Origin of the sequence: Psychrobacter sp. I-STPA6b, assembly GCF_020662265.1 — a bacterium.
In the GTDB taxonomy this organism is placed as follows: Bacteria; Pseudomonadota; Gammaproteobacteria; order Pseudomonadales; family Moraxellaceae; genus Psychrobacter.
The window spans coordinates 103,618-121,386 of record NZ_VEWM01000069.1; the positions used below are offsets into that span (position 1 = coordinate 103,618).

The 17,769-nt window shown below is 39.7% G+C and carries 13 protein-coding genes; 3 read left to right on the forward strand and 10 right to left on the reverse strand.

Annotated elements, in window-relative coordinates:
* Nucleotides 1-157: 157 nt before the first annotated feature.
* Nucleotides 158-2,497, forward strand: coding sequence for a site-specific recombinase (locus FHK88_RS07710; protein WP_227430165.1), 2,340 nt, complete (start codon nucleotides 158-160; stop codon nucleotides 2,495-2,497).
* Between the two features lie 236 nt (nucleotides 2,498-2,733).
* On the opposite strand, the gene FHK88_RS07715 is transcribed toward FHK88_RS07710, so the two are convergent.
* The 3 genes from FHK88_RS07715 to pdxA all read right to left on the reverse strand — a co-directional run bounded on the left by FHK88_RS07715 (nucleotide 2,734) and on the right by pdxA (nucleotide 6,157).
* Nucleotides 2,734-3,564: a symmetrical bis(5'-nucleosyl)-tetraphosphatase gene (locus FHK88_RS07715; protein ID WP_227430166.1), complete on the reverse strand. Its 831-nt coding sequence runs from the start codon at nucleotides 3,562-3,564 to the stop codon at nucleotides 2,734-2,736.
* Between the two features lie 223 nt (nucleotides 3,565-3,787).
* Nucleotides 3,788-4,612 carry a 16S rRNA (adenine(1518)-N(6)/adenine(1519)-N(6))-dimethyltransferase RsmA gene (gene rsmA, locus FHK88_RS07720; protein ID WP_227430167.1) on the reverse strand — a complete coding sequence of 275 codons (825 nt, stop codon included), beginning with the start codon at nucleotides 4,610-4,612 and terminating at the stop codon, nucleotides 3,788-3,790.
* A 453-nt stretch (nucleotides 4,613-5,065) separates the two neighbouring features.
* Complete coding sequence (pdxA, locus tag FHK88_RS07725; protein WP_227430168.1) at nucleotides 5,066-6,157, reverse strand: 4-hydroxythreonine-4-phosphate dehydrogenase PdxA; 1,092 nt, start codon at nucleotides 6,155-6,157, stop codon at nucleotides 5,066-5,068.
* Nucleotides 6,158-6,302: 145 nt separating this feature from the next.
* Between pdxA and dnaB the strand changes: the two genes are divergently transcribed.
* Complete coding sequence (dnaB, locus tag FHK88_RS07730; RefSeq protein WP_227430169.1) at nucleotides 6,303-7,739, forward strand: replicative DNA helicase; 1,437 nt, start codon at nucleotides 6,303-6,305, stop codon at nucleotides 7,737-7,739.
* 61 nt (nucleotides 7,740-7,800) lie between these two features.
* The gene (gene alr, locus FHK88_RS07735; RefSeq protein WP_227430170.1) at nucleotides 7,801-8,964 is read left to right on the forward strand and encodes an alanine racemase; all 1,164 of its coding nucleotides are present in this window, start codon (nucleotides 7,801-7,803) and stop codon (nucleotides 8,962-8,964) included.
* Between the two features lie 80 nt (nucleotides 8,965-9,044).
* Here the strand turns inward: alr and FHK88_RS07740 are convergent, their stop codons facing one another.
* The 7 genes from FHK88_RS07740 to FHK88_RS07770 form a co-directional block, all read right to left on the reverse strand.
* Entirely contained in the window at nucleotides 9,045-10,361 is a 1,317-nt protein-coding gene (locus FHK88_RS07740) for an ABC1 kinase family protein (RefSeq protein WP_227430171.1), read from the reverse strand.
* 122 nt (nucleotides 10,362-10,483) lie between these two features.
* Nucleotides 10,484-11,290: a HesA/MoeB/ThiF family protein gene (locus tag FHK88_RS07745; protein ID WP_227430172.1), complete on the reverse strand. Its 807-nt coding sequence runs from the start codon at nucleotides 11,288-11,290 to the stop codon at nucleotides 10,484-10,486.
* 93 nt (nucleotides 11,291-11,383) lie between these two features.
* A complete protein-coding gene (locus FHK88_RS07750; RefSeq protein ID WP_319800162.1) occupies nucleotides 11,384-12,400 on the reverse strand; it encodes an endonuclease/exonuclease/phosphatase family protein in 1,017 nt (338 codons plus the stop codon).
* A 255-nt stretch (nucleotides 12,401-12,655) separates the two neighbouring features.
* Nucleotides 12,656-13,186 carry a glycine zipper domain-containing protein gene (locus FHK88_RS07755; protein WP_227430173.1) on the reverse strand — a complete coding sequence of 177 codons (531 nt, stop codon included), beginning with the start codon at nucleotides 13,184-13,186 and terminating at the stop codon, nucleotides 12,656-12,658.
* A 387-nt stretch (nucleotides 13,187-13,573) separates the two neighbouring features.
* Nucleotides 13,574-15,199: a glycerol kinase GlpK gene (glpK, locus tag FHK88_RS07760; protein ID WP_227430174.1), complete on the reverse strand. Its 1,626-nt coding sequence runs from the start codon at nucleotides 15,197-15,199 to the stop codon at nucleotides 13,574-13,576.
* Nucleotides 15,200-16,426: 1,227 nt separating this feature from the next.
* Nucleotides 16,427-16,723: a hypothetical protein gene (locus FHK88_RS07765; protein ID WP_227430175.1), complete on the reverse strand. Its 297-nt coding sequence runs from the start codon at nucleotides 16,721-16,723 to the stop codon at nucleotides 16,427-16,429.
* A 27-nt stretch (nucleotides 16,724-16,750) separates the two neighbouring features.
* Entirely contained in the window at nucleotides 16,751-17,647 is an 897-nt protein-coding gene (locus FHK88_RS07770) for an IS3 family transposase (RefSeq protein ID WP_227429320.1), read from the reverse strand.
* Between the last annotated feature and the right edge of the window lie 122 nt (nucleotides 17,648-17,769).

Below are 17,769 nucleotides of genomic sequence, written 5' to 3' on the forward strand. Positions count from 1 at the left end.
CCTTTTTTGTATATTAATCAATCATAGAATGAAACAAATATACACATAAAATAATACGCATCAGCGCAAAAAAGCTACCCATTAACAGAGTAATCACCGTAAAATCTGCTTTTTTATTTCCTTTATATTTTTGTGCCATTTATTTTGAGGATATCACGTGTCAGAATCTAGAAAGTTAGCACTCCTATTACAGCAGATTGCTGCAGTTAGTGATGTTCCTGATGTCCAAATGCTCAAGCGTTTGATTGACTTATTACGCACATCACCCAATCATCCTGAGAAGGCAAACTACAACATCCAGCAGCTCATTGACATACTGCAACAACACCCTGAATATGGGCAAGGTCTTGCCAGCTTTGTGTTACAGCTTTTAAGTCAATATCGTCAGGTTACTTTATATACAGATACAGGTATCTTATCTGACCATGGTTTTTTCTATAGCCTATCACGGCTGATTGGTCATCGCTTTTTACCACTACTACCTGAGCCAGACTCTGTTGTGGAGCTTATCGGCTATCTATTTGACCAAAAAAATGACCTACGCTGGCTAGAGACTATTGAATCGCAAAAATGGGATACCTTAGTCAGCCTGATTGATACTCAAGGCAAAGACCTTGATTTGGTAGCTACCACAAAAAACAATATCTTAAATGCAATCATTATATTGTCATATCGCATATCAGGTATTGGACTACATCCAGACCTAATGACTGCTTACCCACAAATGCTAAACTACTCTGCCTGCTTTGTGGCACAAAACCAAGAAGCGGTTTTATTTGTCAATCGCTACCGCAACAGTCACCAGCTTGATACACACACTGATATTATCCCTGAAGTAGACATTGACCCAGCACCTTTATTAGTCATGCTGGATCAATGTGAAGATGTACTGACTACCATTCGTAAACGCATCTATAAAACAGGGATTTCTATTCGATTAACCAATATGATGCTGCGCTTAGAGCAGAGCTTGCATCGTATCCGTATTCTGACGGAGCTGGTCTCAGACAACCATGCTGACCGAGATAAAGCCATCATCGAGCTAATCGAAGCAACCATTCAAAACTCTAAACAGCGCTATAGCTTTAGCTATTTGATTGATAACAATACCAAACTACTATCCAAAAAAGTCACTGAAAATGCCAGTCGTGTGGGTGAGCATTATATTAGTACTGATAAAGCGGGCTACCGCAGTATGTTTAAAAAAGCATCCATAGGGGGCTTTATCATTGCCTTTATGGCAACTGCAAAGATACTGGCTTATAACTTAGTACTTGCACCCATTGGTCGGGCATTTGTCAATAGTATGATTTATGGTTTGGGCTTTGTCTTTATCCATATTATTCATGGTACGGTGGCAACCAAGCAACCTGCAATGACTGCGGCTGCCATTGCCTCTACCATTTCTGAAAATAAAGGCAAAAAAACCCATCAACTGACCAAACTTGCTGAGCTTATCGTTGATATATTACGCACACAGTTTGTTGCCATTATGGGTAATGTCATGATAGCCATGCCGATGGCATTTTTGATTTCTTTGGCATGGTTACAATACTATGGCGCACCAATGATTGATGCCAAAGAAGCCCATCATTTGCTTGATGACCTCAACCCCATCCGCTCTTTGGCACTGCCTCATGCCGCCATTGCTGGTGTGTTTTTATTCTTATCAGGATTGATTGCTGGTTATTATGATAATCTGGCAGTCTATAACAAAATCGGACTGCGTATTCAACGCTATCCATTACTACTAAAAATCATGCCAACACGCTGGGTTAACAAGTTAGGCAACTTCGTTGAGGACAATCTTGGTGCGATTATGGGTAACTTCCTATTTGGGGTGTTTTTAGGTAGTACCGCAACTGTGGGCTATATCCTTGGTTTGCCACTAGATATTCGCCATATCGCCTTTGCCTCCGCAAACTTTGCACATGGCATCTTTAACTTACCTGCCGATGACTTTAGCTGGTCATTGGTGCTGATTTCACTGATTGGGGTAGCTCTAATTGGTGTGGTCAACCTTTTAGTAAGTTTTGCTTTAGCACTCATTGTGGCATTGCGCTCTAAAAATGTACGCTTCTTTGAATGGCGTCGCTTAGCAAAACAGCTATTTGCACATTTGCGTCGCCATCCTTTAGATTTTTTAGTACCACGAGCCGAACCAATGCAATATGCTAAAATAGACAGTCACGGGCAGATTATCTATGATGATAGTAATATTGCACAAAAACGACAGCAGATTGACAGTAAATATGTGGTACGACGCCTATCAGATGTCAACGTCTTAGATGAAGAGAAAGCACAAGCAAAAGAAGGCTCAAAAAAGCCTATAGATGCCGATGCCATACAGCCTCAACAAGCACAAAAGCAGGTCGTCTTAGACGATGGACTTGATGATAGCACTAAGCATAAAAACAATGCTTCGGTACAGGCAGACAAAGAGAGTAGCACGGGACAACTACCTAAGCCTAAAAAGCCACCCCAACTGCCTGATTAGTAGAAACCTCAACCGCATCAAAAAAGGGCTGGTACTTATCATATGTATTGATAAATACCAGCCTTTTCTTATTAAGCTTTTAAAGCTATAGTCAGCGAAGTTATAAACTGGTACAAGGCAGGTTAGTACAGGTAGTACAGTTCTACAACAAACGAGCCTAACACCGTAACAGTTATTTAAATTAACGAATTAACAAAAGTAGAGTTTTAGTGCATCTTAACTAAAAGATAAATACACTAACCACAATGTGAATCACAACGGATAATCTTACCATCTGATAAACGATAAGCCACCAACTCATTTCCCCACACACAGCCACCATCTAATGCCCGTGCATAAGGCAAATCCACTTCTGCTTTTAAAGCAGCCCAGTGTCCAAATAAAATTTTGCGTTTGCGCGGAACTTGCCACTCAAACCAAGGTCGAAAGTCATCTGGCATCTTATCAGATAGACTGGACTTAAAAGAGAACTCCAATGTGCCATCTTTTTTGCATAAACGCATACGGGTAAAGTAATTTGTAATCGCTCTTAAACGTGTATAGCCATGTAAGTCATCATGCCAATCATCAGCAGACTTACTATATAAATTAGGTAATAGGCGGTCAAGCTGGCGCATACTACCACTTAGCTGAACTTCAACTTCTTTTGCATAACGTCTGGCATCTCGTATACGCCAGTGCGGTGGAATACCCGCATGCACCAATACAGTACGTTTATCAGGAAAAGTCAAAAGAGGCTGTTTGCGCAACCAATTTAATAACTCATCACAGTCAGGTGCAGAAAAAATATCTGACGTTTTATCTTTCTTTTTAGCAGGTACAACACCACGCCAAACAGCAATCAGATTAAGATCATGATTACCCAAAACGGTTGCAGCCGCTCCTTTCTCACACAATGCTTTTACATGGCGCAGTGTTGATAATGAGTCCTCACCACGTGCTACCAAGTCGCCTGCAAACCATAATCTATCTTGCTTTGGGTCAAATTTTAGCTTCTTTAATAAAGCTTGATAGGACTCGTAACACCCTTGTAAATCGCCAATAACATACTGTGCTCGATAACTCATAAACCCTCAAGTGAATATACTGTGTATTTTTAATATATGTGTTCACTATTTTTGTATATTACTATGTATATGGCTATTTATATAATATGAAATATAAATCAATATATTTACCATAATAATAACTGTTCTTATTAAAGCAAATGACCATCACTCAAAAAGCTCAAAATCATTACTTACTGTTTGTTGCTGTTATAACACACCCAAGCTTTGATAACTCTTCATTTTATATTGAGTGATGCTGATAAATATAATTACTTAACGCCACAAACTCTGCCACATCTAATGTCTCAGGACGGGCATTACTATCAATACCTATGGCTTCAAAGTCTGCTTCTTCTAGCGTTGGTAACAATGCCGATTTCTTAAAAATCGCCCGTAAAGTCTTACGGCGATGATTAAATGTCTCACGTACAACGATAGCAAATAGTTGCTCATCATCAGCAACAATTGGTTTATCCACATATGGCACAAGACGGAAAACAGCGCTGGTCACTTTTGGAGGGGGATTAAATGCACCTTTTGGCACAGTCAACAAATACTCTGTCTCACAGTAATATTGCATAATCACTGATAAGCGACCATATATCTTACTACCAACCTCTGCAGTAATACGCTCTACCACCTCTTTTTGTAGCATAAAGTGCATATCGGCAATCACATCTGCGGTAGTCAGTAAGTGAAACAGCAATGGTGTTGAGATGTTATAAGGTAAATTACCCACAATCCGCAGTTTACCTTTTTCCTCACTATACAATGTCCTAAAATCAAAGTTTAGTGCATTTGCCTCTATGATATGAAAATTTGGATGGCTATTTGCACCAATACGTAACCGTAAACTACCTGCCAAATCTCGGTCAAGCTCGACCACACTCATCGCATCTACTTCTGCTAAAAGAGGCTCCGTCAATGCCCCCATCCCTGGTCCTATCTCAACCAAGTTATCGGAACGGTCTAGACGAATACTCTCAACAATCTGACGAATAATCTGAGCATCATGCAAAAAATTTTGCCCAAAGCGCTTGCGGGGCTGGTGCCGAATTGGTTTCATAAATGATGGTATCTTGTGATAAGTAGTTAATATTTAATTAATAGCCTTATTAACAATAAAATATATCGTTCATCTAATATAATTTCACCACAAAGCAACCAAATGAAGATAGTACAAGTAGTACATCGAATGAGGTTAACATCGTGGTAACTTTATATTAGGCAGACTATATTATTGGAGTTTATTGAACTTTCACCTCATCAAGCCAGTATCTACAAGGGATACCGCTATTTTTATTTTCATCTGAAAATTGGCTAAACTTTTCCTATAAAGATGAATGTTCAACAGCCCCCAGCTAACTGGCTGAAAAATAGGTCAATTATTGTAACATAATAGGGTCTATTGAACATTTACCCAATCAAACTAATATTTATTAGTGTTACAAATGTATTTTACTCTTATATGAAAGTTCAGGAAATTTCAAAATCTCTCAATTTCTCTATAGATAATTCCTTATTGCTGACTTCTTGTTGCCATCTCATCGGCTGTTTTAATTGCCTGCCACAAGCTACTTGCACTCGCCTGCCCTGTTCCAGCCAAGTCTAAAGCCGTACCATGATCAACAGACGTCCTAATATAGGGCAATCCCAAAGTTAAATTGACCGTATCACCAAAACCATGTGACTTTAACACAGGTAGACCTTGGTCATGATACATGGCGATGACTGCATCACAATGCTGTAAATGACGCGAGGTAAACAAAGTATCTGCTGGCATGGCTAATGAAATATCAACACCTTGCTTCTGAAACTGTGTCAATACAGGATTGATAATTTCTATTTCTTCCTGCCCCAAATGTCCTCCTTCACCTGCATGTGGATTCAGTCCACAGACCAATATCCGTGGTCTATCAATAGCAAACTTTTGCTGTAAATCTGCCAAAACGATACTGACCGTTTGCTGGACATTCGTTGTTGTAATGGCATCAGCCACCTGACGTAATGGTAAATGTGTTGTCACCAATGCCACACGCATGGCATCATTCGCCAGCATCATCACCACTTTGTCACAGCCACTTTGTTGCATAAAATATTCTGTATGTCCTGTAAACATCGTGCCATCTTTCAAACGTATATTGGCATCAATCAAAACAGATTTTTGTAGAGGTGCAGTGACAATCCCAGCGACCATTTTTTGTGATGCCAGCGTATGTGCTATTTGTAGTTGCTTAGCAACCATATCAGCATTAGCCACTGCTAGTTGACCTGCTTGCACAGCAACTGCACAAGGTACATGCAATAAATAAAAAGCAGCATTTTTTGCATTTGATTGCGTGCAGATAGCCTTATTAATATCAGCATTTATCATGTCAGTATTGAGACTACTATCTAGCTCTAGCATTTGCCATGTCGGTATCTGTGGCAAAGCCCCTTGTTCATATAACATTTGCGCACGCTGATATAACGCATCTTTATCTGCCAATACACAAATAGGACGCTTACACTGTTGTAACTGCGCTGTACTGGCAAGCTGTAGCACAATATCCATACCAATACCCGCAGGTTCACCTGTGGTAATCACTAAAGGTCTATCATTATTTTTCATCACAAATCACCCAAAAAAAGCAAAGTTTTTCTATCAACAGACCCTCTCCAAATATTCATACAACGATGCAAAAATACACACATGGAATGTGATAGAATTTTAATCCATTTTATCTTATAACTGGCTTATCATTGGGTTTTATTTTATGGCAGATTCCACCAATACCGCAAACGACACAGTAGAGCCAACCAAAGAAAAAAACGCACTACTAGAGCAACAGCCACCACATAATATCGACATCGAAAAAGCCTTGTTAGCATCACTGATGAGCATTGAAGAATCCTATGACAAAATCGCTGACATCGTGACCAAAGATGATTTTTATGCACAGCGTCACCAGCATATCTTTGCGGCCATTACTCACCTTGCTATGATTAATGAGCCTTATGATACAGTCATGGTACACGACTGGTTAGAGCAGCAAAACCTATTAAAATCTGCTGGGGGTGATGGTTATCTGGCAGACATACTCAGTCAAAGTCCGGGAACACTCTTTAACCTGACTGCCTATGCACAGCGGGTACGTGAACTGTCCACCTTACGCCAGCTTATTACTACTGGCAATGAAATGCTCAGCTTGGCATTTAACCCAAAGGGACAAAGCATTAGCGATATCCTAGACCAAGTGGAATCCAAAATATTTGCCATCAATGAGCAACATAACAAACGCGCACAACAGAGAGGACCAACAGATGTCAGCTCGGTCATCACCAGTGTGATTGAACAGATTCAAACGCTCAAGTCAAACCCAGACGGTATGATTGGACTGCAAACACCTTTTACTGAGTTAAATAATAAAACTCAAGGGTTACAAGCAGGTGATTTGATTATCGTCGCTGCCCGTCCTTCAATGGGGAAAACAACCTTTGCTATGAACCTTGCCGAAGGTGTGCTATTTAATGAAAACTTACCAGTTATCGTATTTTCGATGGAGATGCCAGCCGAATCTATCGTCATGCGTTTGCTGTCTTCATGGGGCATGATTCATCAAACCCATCTACGCTCTGGGCAAATGAACGAAGATGAGTGGGCGAAGCTAATGAGCGCCATCTCGCACCTACAAGAAAAATATCTATATATTGATGACAGCACTGCCCTACCACCCTCCGAGATGCGCTCACGTTGTCGCCGTATTGCCAAAAATCATGATGGCAAAATCGGTATGATTATTGTCGACTATTTACAACTTATGAAAGTACCTAGCTTAGATGGCAACCGAGTTGGTGAAATCTCAGAAATCTCGCGCAGTCTTAAAGCACTTGCCCGTGAGCTCAATTGTCCTGTCGTCGCTCTCTCCCAGCTCAACCGTAGTTTGGAAAACCGCCCCAATAAACGCCCCATTATGTCAGACTTACGTGAATCAGGCGCTATTGAGCAGGATGCTGACTTGATTACATTTATCTATCGCGATGAAGTCTATAATGAAAACTCAGATGCAAAAGGCATTGCAGAGATTATCATTGGTAAACAGCGTAATGGTCCAATTGGTACCGTTCGTCTTGCCTTTGAAGGACAATACACCCGCTTTACCAATCTCACACCTGAATTTTATCATGCCAATAGCTTTGAGAATGATGAGTAACTTTTTAAATAACTAATTAACCAACTTAGCAAGCAACTGAGTAACCATTGAGTAACCATCTATGCGCACTGCCAATATCACCATCAATACATCTGCCCTAGTACACAATCTGGCCTATGTCCAAAAACAAGCTCCCCACTCCAAAGTATTGGCAATGGTCAAAGCCAATGCTTATGGTCATGGTGTATTAGCCTGCCTACCTGCACTCACAACAGCCAATGCACTGGGTGTGGCAACCTTTGCCGAGGCATTGCAGATTCGAGAAGCTGGCTGGGAAAAACCAATTATTATGATTGAAGGTGCGTTTAGCCAAGCAGAATGGCAACAAACTCAACAACTGAATATCTCTTGTGTCATTCATCATCAAGCGCAACTTGACTGGGCATTGCAAAGCGCATTACAAGAGGCGTCACAAAGCTCACCTCAACTGCAACAAACCATCTGGCTTAAAGTAAATACAGGCATGAATCGTTTGGGATTTTCACCAGAGCAGATTCCAGACATCGCCCAGCAGTTATCTTGTGCTGGTTATCACATTATCCTAACTAGCCACTTTGCTAATGCAGATGAGGTTGACCACCCACTTAATGCTCAACAATATAACACTTTTGACCAGCTTCTACGCCATCTAAAACAACACATCAATGCAAATATCCAAGGCTCACTATGTAACTCTGCGGGTATTATGCATTTTCCAGAATATCATTATGACTGGGTGCGTCCGGGCATCATGCTTTATGGTAGTTCACCCATTACTGGCACATCAGCTCAACAATTAGGATTACAAGCAGTCATGCGCTTTAGTACAGAGCTGATGGCAATTGATAATATCCCATCACAAACACCTGTTGGTTATGGTAGTCGCTTTATTGCGCCACACCCAATAAAAAAAGGCATTATCAGTGTGGGTTATGGTGATGGTTATCCCAGAGTTATCAGTGAGGCTGGTTGGGTCGCCCTACAGCAAGATGGTAACACGTATCATTGTCCCATTATTGGCCGAGTTGCCATGGATATGATAGCCATTGACCTCAGTGCTGTCCCTCATCCACAAGTTGGAGATTCAGTTATTTTATGGGGGCATACTGATACAAAACTAAATGAGACGAATGCTCATGGAAAGCATATCGTGCCTCATGTCGATGATGTCGCAAGTTGGGCGGATACCATTGGTTATGAATTGCTATGCCGACTAAGCAATCGCCCAACACGCATCCGTATATAGAGGTTTTTTTATAATTTGTTGTGAGATTTTTTTGACATAGCAGAGCATTACTAAACAGCTCTGCTATGCTATCTATTTATTTATTTATCTGCTACAGAAGATGGTAAAACCTGTATTCGAGCATCACTAAACATATCCATATCTGGAGCCAGTGTGCGCATAAAGCGGTCAAAATATAGCATCTGTTTTGTTAGCAAGGCAAAATCTCTTGGAAAATGAATACCATGACGCTTACCTATCTCAACGATTTCTAGCATCATTTTATTTAACTCATCTGCCTGCTCTTTACTATTAAATGGCTTGCCACTGGTCAAAGCTTTATCATCTGCCATCAAGCCAACAATCATGCGCTCAAGGTCAAGTGCAAGTCGACTAACATCAACTTGTGCGCGCTCATAAGTCATACCCATATCCACCATATGATGAGCCATCGCCTGATAGTCGCTCTCTTGTAACGCCTGCATCATACCCATACAAGCCTGCCAGCTCTCTGGTGCTAACTTACCAACAATACCAAAATCAATAAACCCAATGCGACCATCTTTTAATAACATCAGATTACCTGCATGTAAATCCGCATGGAAACTATTTGATAGCATCAAACTGGCAAACCATGTATTTAAAGTATCTGCCATTACCGTTGCAGGGTCATCACAATATTGGCGCATGGCTTGCTCATCTATCATTGATATCCCATGCAAGCGACTCATGGTTAACACTCGCTTTGTAGTTAATTCTTGATATACCGTTGGTGCAACCACTTTTTGATTTTGTGTAAATTGTAAAAATTGCTGGAAATCCTGAATATTACTTGCCTCAGCAATAAAATCTGTTTCTGCCAGCATACGCTGACGTATCTCATCAATAATTGGGGCAATACTGGCAAACTTCATTGATGGCATCAACAGCTCCAGCGCTTTGGTCATTGTATGCAACACCCCCAAGTCAGTCTGCATCACTGTCTCAACATTGGGTTTTTGTACCTTTAGCACAACTTCTGTACCATCATGTAACAATGCTCCATGTACTTGGGCAATGGAAGCAGATGCCAACGGTATTGGGTCAATATACTGAAACAGCGTCTCCAAACTCTGTCCATCTTTTACCAGTTCTTGTGTTAACACCTGCTCAATATAGGGATAAGGTAAAGGTGTGGTTTGATCCAAACAGTCCTGAAATGCCAGCACATACTCTCGTGGAAACAATGAGGGTGTACTGGCGATAAACTGTCCTATCTTAATATACGTTGCCCCCAACTGCTCAAAAGTCTCTCGAAGTAAAGTTGCATCAGGCTTCTCACCTTTTGCCACTCGAAGCGCAGACAAGCCTGCCACACTCGCTGTCTGGCGTACACGATTTAGAACATTAAACCCTTGTTTTAACAGATTGGGACGCATAGAAGGAAAGTCTCATAAAGTTAATATGAAAAGTCAGCCATGATACATGGCTAACCAATAACAAATAAATAAAAGGTGATTTAAAAGTTAATTAAAGACGGAGTGATGCCTAACAGATTTAATTAGCAACAAACAGGACAAGCACTGTCTTTTTGGTAGCCAAGTAAACGCTGACGCATGGTTTTACCATTCCATACTAATAACTGACTGGCTAAAGGATTGATTTTACAGCCTAAATACTGCAAAGCAACATTGGCTTGCAAATTACCTATCACTGCCGTTGTACTGGCTAAAACACCTGAGTTTGCACAGTTTTGAGTATTTTGACTGTTTTGAGCATCTGACTCAGCTTTTTCCATTTCATCCACAACCTCACCAAAGACACAATGATAGCACCCTGTCTGCCGTTGTGGCTCAAACAATGCTAACTGTCCTGTCATCGCAATTGCAGAAGCTGATAATAGCGGAATACCAAAACGAACACTTAGCCGATTGAGCAAATCCCGAGTAGCAAAATTATCACTACAATCGAGTATCAAATCAGGAAAATCCCCCGTTGGTAAAGACAGAATATTTTGCGCATTATGCTCTTCTAATCGAGCTACCACATGCGTCACAGTAATCAGCTCATTGATTGCACGCAACTGCCGACTGGCAACTTGTGCCTTATATTTACCAACATCTGTACTGACAAATAAACTCTGGCGCTGAAGATTACTTTCCTCAATCTGGTCATGATCAAGCAAATGAATCCAGCCCACACCAGCTCTTGCCAGCGTTTCAGACACAGGACAGCCCAGCCCACCAGCACCTACAATTAAAATACGGCTATTTTTTAATGCTAACTGTGCCTCAATATCCCAACCATCTAACAATATCTGCCGTGAATAACGCAATAACTCAGCATCATTCAGCGTTGACTCATTCATCGTTTTACTCACTTTTCTTTTTATAACTTAACTGTCTTATAACCTCATAGCTTTATCACTGAACAGCCTGATAACCTGCCAGCATTGTCTCATTTACAACAGCTTGAGTTTTGCCCGTACGATACCATGATCTGTCACACGCTGGTTATAGTCCCATTTTAGATGGTCATTAAAATAATCAACCCGTAAAACCTCACCAAGTGAAAACTTACTGTCTCGTAAAAACTCTTCAGAAACAAATAGCTGATCAATCACCTCTGGCATGCCTTGATATAAATGCGTATATGCCACATCTTTGGTCCAGCCATAGCTGGTCTGCACACGTGCTGCATCAAACAACGCCACATCACGCATGCTTTTATCATAAATCACTTCACTACTCTCAGCCATAAGCTGGGTTGTTACACTGTCTGTGACATCATTCATATCACCTAATAAAATCAAGGGGTGATTGGTTTTATACAATGTCTTAATAATAAATAACCGTATCGCTGCCGCCTCTGCCGCTCGCATACATAAACTGCGTAGCTTTGCACGAATCCGAATGGTAGGGTCATCATAGTCCTCAAGGCGATTGCCTTCAGCATCTCTTAAATAGTGCGGACGCTTACTCTTTAGATGAGCGCTGATAACCGTCACTTCTTGTCCATATATAGATAAAGTTGCCACCAACGGTGGACGATTAAAGCGCTCATAAACCCCATCATCTGGAATACTAATCACAGCTAATGGATCTATTGTCTCTAGTACATGCCAGTCCAGCACTTCAAAGCGACTAATCAAACCTACGGCTGGTGTTTCTTGCGCACCCTTGCCCTGAGTATAGTCACTATTTATATGATTACTTGCCAATGGCGCAAGCACATGATATGACTCAAATCCCAATGATTGAGCCAAGTCAATCAAACAATCTTCATCCCAGACTTCCTGAGTGGCAATCACATCTGCTCTGGCATTGCTTAATAGCTGTGTTAACCCTTGTCTTTTATGCTGATATTGAGACAGAGTATAAGGAGCTGCATTTGCATAGTAAGATCTATTAGGTAACGCCAAATTCAATAAATTTGCAGTAGCGATATAAAATGTCTTATCTTGTTGTTGATGGTGCACAATTTACCTCTTAAATTTTTATAAGTTTTCTAAGTTAATATTACCTACTCTATAGATTTTAAATCTAAGTCTCTATTTTTGGTGTGTCATTACCATAAAATCAAAAACACTTTATATCATACCCAAACCTATCCATAAAAAAACCCTTAAACATGGACGTTAAGGGCTTTTTACTTAAAATTTAATGATGTATTTAGTTATCAAATCATAATCACGTTAAAACTATGATAGTTTATAGTTTTAAATTATAACAAATTATGACTTTGTATGATTACGAGTGATTCTATCCCATGCATCTTTAGTCGCATCTTTTGCTTCTTCCCATGCTAGGCGAGACTCACCTTTTACTTCTTCCCATGATTTTTTCAACTCTGACTCATGCTCTTCAAACTTTGCATCCTCAGGATAGCGATGACGGTTCGCATAACCAACAGCATACGCTGGATGATAATCACGGTCAAAGTCATGCTCTGGCTTATAATATGGTGCTTTTGCATACTCTGCTCGCCAGTATTCTTCCTCACGTGTTGGGTCAATTGCCTCACCCGCTGCATGACCAGCACCACCACCAACGATAGCACCAATTGCACCACCAACCAGTGTGCCTAATGGACCTGCTACTGAGCCAATTGCTGCGCCAGCCGCCGCACCACCAACACCACCAATCGCTGTACCAACAGGATGAGAGCCTGGCTCACCAGTAATTGGATCTGCATTAAGTTCTTCTTTAGTCTCATCTGACATATGTTTAACAACTTTGCGGTCTATTGCATCATGTTTACTCATTTTTTATTCCTTCAATTAGTTTAAAGTTAAATTTATAGAAATTAAAATGATGAATTATAATAAGTTGCTGACTTCAGTATAATTATCAATTCCAACTACACAATGACGATGCTTAATTATATATTATTTATATATCGTCCAAGGATAGCTAAATTTAAGCCTACACTTGGCATAACCAATAAATACGGCATCCTTGCATTGATAGTTAATTCCATCATAGTTGTCCAAACAAGCAAATAATAGGCAGTTTTTGTTAAGTTCTACAATCACTATGATTGATTGAGTTACAACATGTAAGTATTGTTATTTGTTTAAAATATAAACACTATTTAAAGGCATATTTGACTCTGACAATAACAAGTTTATGCTTATAAGATAATAATCCATTTAGGATACATGTAAAATCTGTTGTAATGCAGACTGCCATTTCTGCAAATGATATTCTCTTTGCGCATTTGACATCGTTGGTTCAAAGCATTTTTGTAGCCTCCATGACTGCTCAATGGTATTTTCATCATATATACCACTGTGAATACCTGCCAATAGTGCCGCACCTTTTGCAGTGACTTCTGTATCCACTGGACGCAATACAGGTACCTGTAATAAATCTGCCTGAAACTGCATCAACAAGTCATTGCGACAAGCACCCCCATCTACCCTTAGCTCTGTTAATGCACTGGGTGCATCTTTTTGCATTGCTACCAAAACATCATAGACCTGAAAGGCAATGGACTCTAAAGCAGCACGGGCAATATGTGCTTTGGTTGTCCCTCTATTCATTCCAGTTATGCTTGCTAGTGCATCTGGTTTCCAATGAGGCGCGCCTAAACCTGTAAATGCTGGCAACAATACCACCGACTCACTACTGTTTACTTGATTGGCTAAAACCTCAACTTCCTGACTATTTTGAATAATTCCCAGATTATCACGCAACCATTGCACAACTGCACCTGCCATAAACACACTGCCTTCTAAGGCATAACTGGCTTGCAGTGTAGAGCGAGATAGACTACGCCGTCCAACGTTAATCAGTTTATCAATGGTGGATAATGCTGATGAACTCTCAGTATCCAAGCTTTTATCTTTTTGACTGCTGACATTCTGACTTTTTAGATGACTTTGCCATGCAACAGTTGTTAATAGGTGATGCTGACTAAACTGTGGTTGTTGTCCTGTATTCATCAACATAAAACAACCTGTGCCATAGGTATTTTTTGCCATACCAGCCTTAATACATCCATGCCCAAATAAAGCAGCTTGTTGATCTCCTAATACAGCTTTAATTGGAATTTGTTTGGCAAATAGTCCACTTCTGGTCTTACCAAAATCAGCATCTGACGCCACAACTTTGGGTAATAAACTGGAAGGAATATTAAACTGATCTAACAAGGGCTGTGACCAAGATAATGTATTAATATCTAATAACAGTGTCCGTGATGCATTTGATACATCAATCAGATGCTCACCACCTGTTAGTTTAAATATCAACCAGCTATCCACTGTTCCAAATGCCAGCTCACCATTTTGTGCTTGCCGACGCAACTCAGGGTCATTTTCCAATAACCAGACAATCTTACTGGCACTAAAATAGGGGTCTAATCGTAGCCCCGTAATTTTTTGCAAATCTACCGCTTTATCTAAATGCTCACTTTGCTGTTGTAACCTTTGTATTTGTTGGTCACACCACTGCTTAGTACGCCGATCTTGCCAAACAATTGCAGGCGCGACTGGCTTGCCCGTTTTTTTATTCCAAATAACTGTCGTTTCTCTTTGATTGGTAATGGCTATCGCACTGATATCTGTTGCTAACAACCCTGCTTGCAAAATCACATCATGTGCACAACTAATTTGGGTATGCCAAATTTGCATGGCATCTTGCTCAACATAACCAGTCTTTGGGGTTGCCAGTTGAATGGGCTGCTGTACAATATGTACTGGCTGTGCCGCATCATCAAAAATAATCGCACGACTTGATGTTGTCCCCTGATCAAAAGCCAATATATATCCTGACATAATCATTCCTCATTATTCTTACAATCGAGCCTTATACAAAAGGTTGCTGAATATTTTCTACATTAAGCTAAATTTTTCCTACAGACTTGTCTGAAAAGAGCCAGTATACATGTCATATTTATACTTCAATTTTAACGTTAATGTAGTGGTTTTATACAAGATTTACTATAGTTGTCATTATATCATTGACAATTTAGGCTAAGGTCTGTCATATTAATATGACCTTATATATTTAACAATCCATCTTAACCACTCCATATTCATTTATAAATACTCTTATTAAACTTTTATATCTAATCGTCTCATTATTGTCAATTTTGGTAAATTGCTTTTTTTAATATCTTTACCATTTCCTCTCTAAGGCGACCCCATTTTTTATTCAAAATATCATTTTTTCATACAGTATTTAACTTATATACTTCTTAAACAGTCTAAAAATATATTTATCTTTTCACTATAGATACTATAGTCAACATCAGTTGTTAAAAAGTCAAATTCTCCAATCCACGAATCATAATACTCATATAATGAACAACTAAATAAAAACAAATAAGGAAAGTTATAAAACTTACTAGGGTCTGTTGAGCATTCACCCCGTTAAGCTAGTATTGATAAGGGATACAGCTATTTTTTACTTTGGTGTAAAAATTAGCTGAATTTGTCTTATTCTGCGTTAATGAACTTGTTAATATCCTGCTGTTATTAACAAAAGCTACCTGCGTTCATTGCCTTGACTAAGTCACTGTTTATTAAAATCAGTATCTCAATTTTTCCTACAAAGATGAATATTCAACAGACCCTAAAATCCCTCACACCAATAATTTTCTGTTGTTTCTCTATAGGTAAGTCTAATATTGATAATAATAGCCAAGAATTTTCATGCCTATATTATAACTCATCAAAAGCAACTTTGATTTTATCCATATTTGTTCAATCCCACTTAAAAACTTGATAAATGTAATTACTATCACATCAAAATATTTTAATAGTGATTTCACCATAAGCATCATACTGATAGCTGTCTGTGATTTGTCCAGCTTGATTGGTTAAAACTTGGTTGAACCTAAGCCATCATAACCAAAGTAGCTGGTATTGCCATTGACATTTTGACTGATTAAGTCATCGCCATAGCTGTAGCTGGCTACAGGGGTGTTGTCCTATATTCAAAGTATTCCAAAAATTAGAGTAAAGCTATTCATTAATTTTCTATTGCGTTTGCATAATGGGTTAAGGTCCATTTATTTCAAAGCCATATTTTTCTGGATTCTCAATATAGTCGTCTATGTTATCTAGCATATCTATAACTTCTTCAAGTGTGCATTCTTTATAATAGTAAGGCAGGGGTGAACTGATATCTACCGAAAAACCATAAGGCTGTTTTTCTATAGCTATACGTTGCTGTATACCTGTACATATTAGCTTATTTAATCCTGAGTATATGCCTTTATATCGTTTTTTAGGTCGGGCATCGTGATTAGGATCATGCACTACTCTTGATATATAAAGACAATCTGTTGTGGTCAAGTTTTTTTAGACACTGGTTAAGAGGTTTTAGTTAAAAAATAGTCTCTCTTTTTCAGCAGGGGTTAGATTATCGTTATGTTGATGAGGACGAACGTTACGATAATAACCCCAAATGTAGTCCGTTATATCCTTTGTTGCTTCAGCCTGACTTGCATAGCCATACTTTGGCATCCACTCTGTCTTAAAGCTTCTAAAGAACCTTTCGGTAGGTGCGTTGTCCCAGCAGTTGCCTTTTCTAGACATACTGTGTGTCATCTCTTCACACCCTGCAACAGCATCAGCAAAATACTTGCTCGTATAATGGCTACCTTGATCAGAATGAAACAGCACACCTTTGGGCTGTAAACGTGACTCATATGCCATCATCAACGCCTTACTGGTCAACTCACTATCAGGTGAGTTAGATACTGAGAATCCAATAATATTGCGTGCATACAGATCAATAACGACTGCTAGATAGCACCATCCGCCTTTGATACGAATATAAGTGACATCACCTGTCCAGACTTGATTTGGTGTTATGGGAGTAAAGTCTCTGTTCAATACGTTGTCATATGTTTTGTGTGCTTGATCTTGCTGTTTGTAGCTATGTTTCCTTTGTTTACTGACCAATCCCATGCCTTTCATGAGCTTACCCGCTTTGTATCGAGTCAGTTTGATACCATGTTGCCCAGTGATGATACTACTGATGGTTCTAGACCCTGCTGAGCCTCTAGAGTCATTAAAAACCTGCCGTATCAGTACTTTGAGCTTGACCAGTTCACAGTCTATGGGTATAGGTTTGATACGCCAGTAATAGCTACTACGTACGATGCCAAATAGCTCACATAGCTTAGCTTTGCTGATAGCTTCACCTTCTGGTTGCTCTGCTAGGTTTTTGATTATCTGTATACGTTCAGACTGTCCCCAGCTAGCAGAGCCGATGCCTTTTTTAAGATATCTCTCTCTAACTTAAGCTGTTTGATCTCTTTACGTAGTCTTTGTATTTCTAGCTGTTCGTCTGTGAGGGCTTTGCCTGTTTCTGGGGTAATGCCTTGTTGTTCTTT

What these genes read in the sequence shown, in the direction of transcription:
- dnaB (WP_227430169.1), top strand. Translation starts at nt 6,303, where the DNA reads ATGGCAGATTCCACCAATACCGCAAACGACACAGTAGAGCCAACCAAA.
- FHK88_RS07740 (WP_227430171.1), bottom strand. Translation starts at nt 10,361, where the DNA reads ATGCGTCCCAATCTGTTAAAACAAGGGTTTAATGTTCTAAATCGTGTA.
- FHK88_RS07755 (WP_227430173.1), bottom strand. Translation starts at nt 13,186, where the DNA reads ATGAGTAAACATGATGCAATAGACCGCAAAGTTGTTAAACATATGTCA.
- rsmA (WP_227430167.1), bottom strand. Translation starts at nt 4,612, where the DNA reads ATGAAACCAATTCGGCACCAGCCCCGCAAGCGCTTTGGGCAAAATTTT.
- FHK88_RS07745 (WP_227430172.1), bottom strand. Translation starts at nt 11,290, where the DNA reads ATGAATGAGTCAACGCTGAATGATGCTGAGTTATTGCGTTATTCACGG.
- alr (WP_227430170.1), top strand. Translation starts at nt 7,801, where the DNA reads ATGCGCACTGCCAATATCACCATCAATACATCTGCCCTAGTACACAAT.
- pdxA (WP_227430168.1), bottom strand. Translation starts at nt 6,157, where the DNA reads ATGAAAAATAATGATAGACCTTTAGTGATTACCACAGGTGAACCTGCG.
- FHK88_RS07715 (WP_227430166.1), bottom strand. Translation starts at nt 3,564, where the DNA reads ATGAGTTATCGAGCACAGTATGTTATTGGCGATTTACAAGGGTGTTAC.
- glpK (WP_227430174.1), bottom strand. Translation starts at nt 15,199, where the DNA reads ATGTCAGGATATATATTGGCTTTTGATCAGGGGACAACATCAAGTCGT.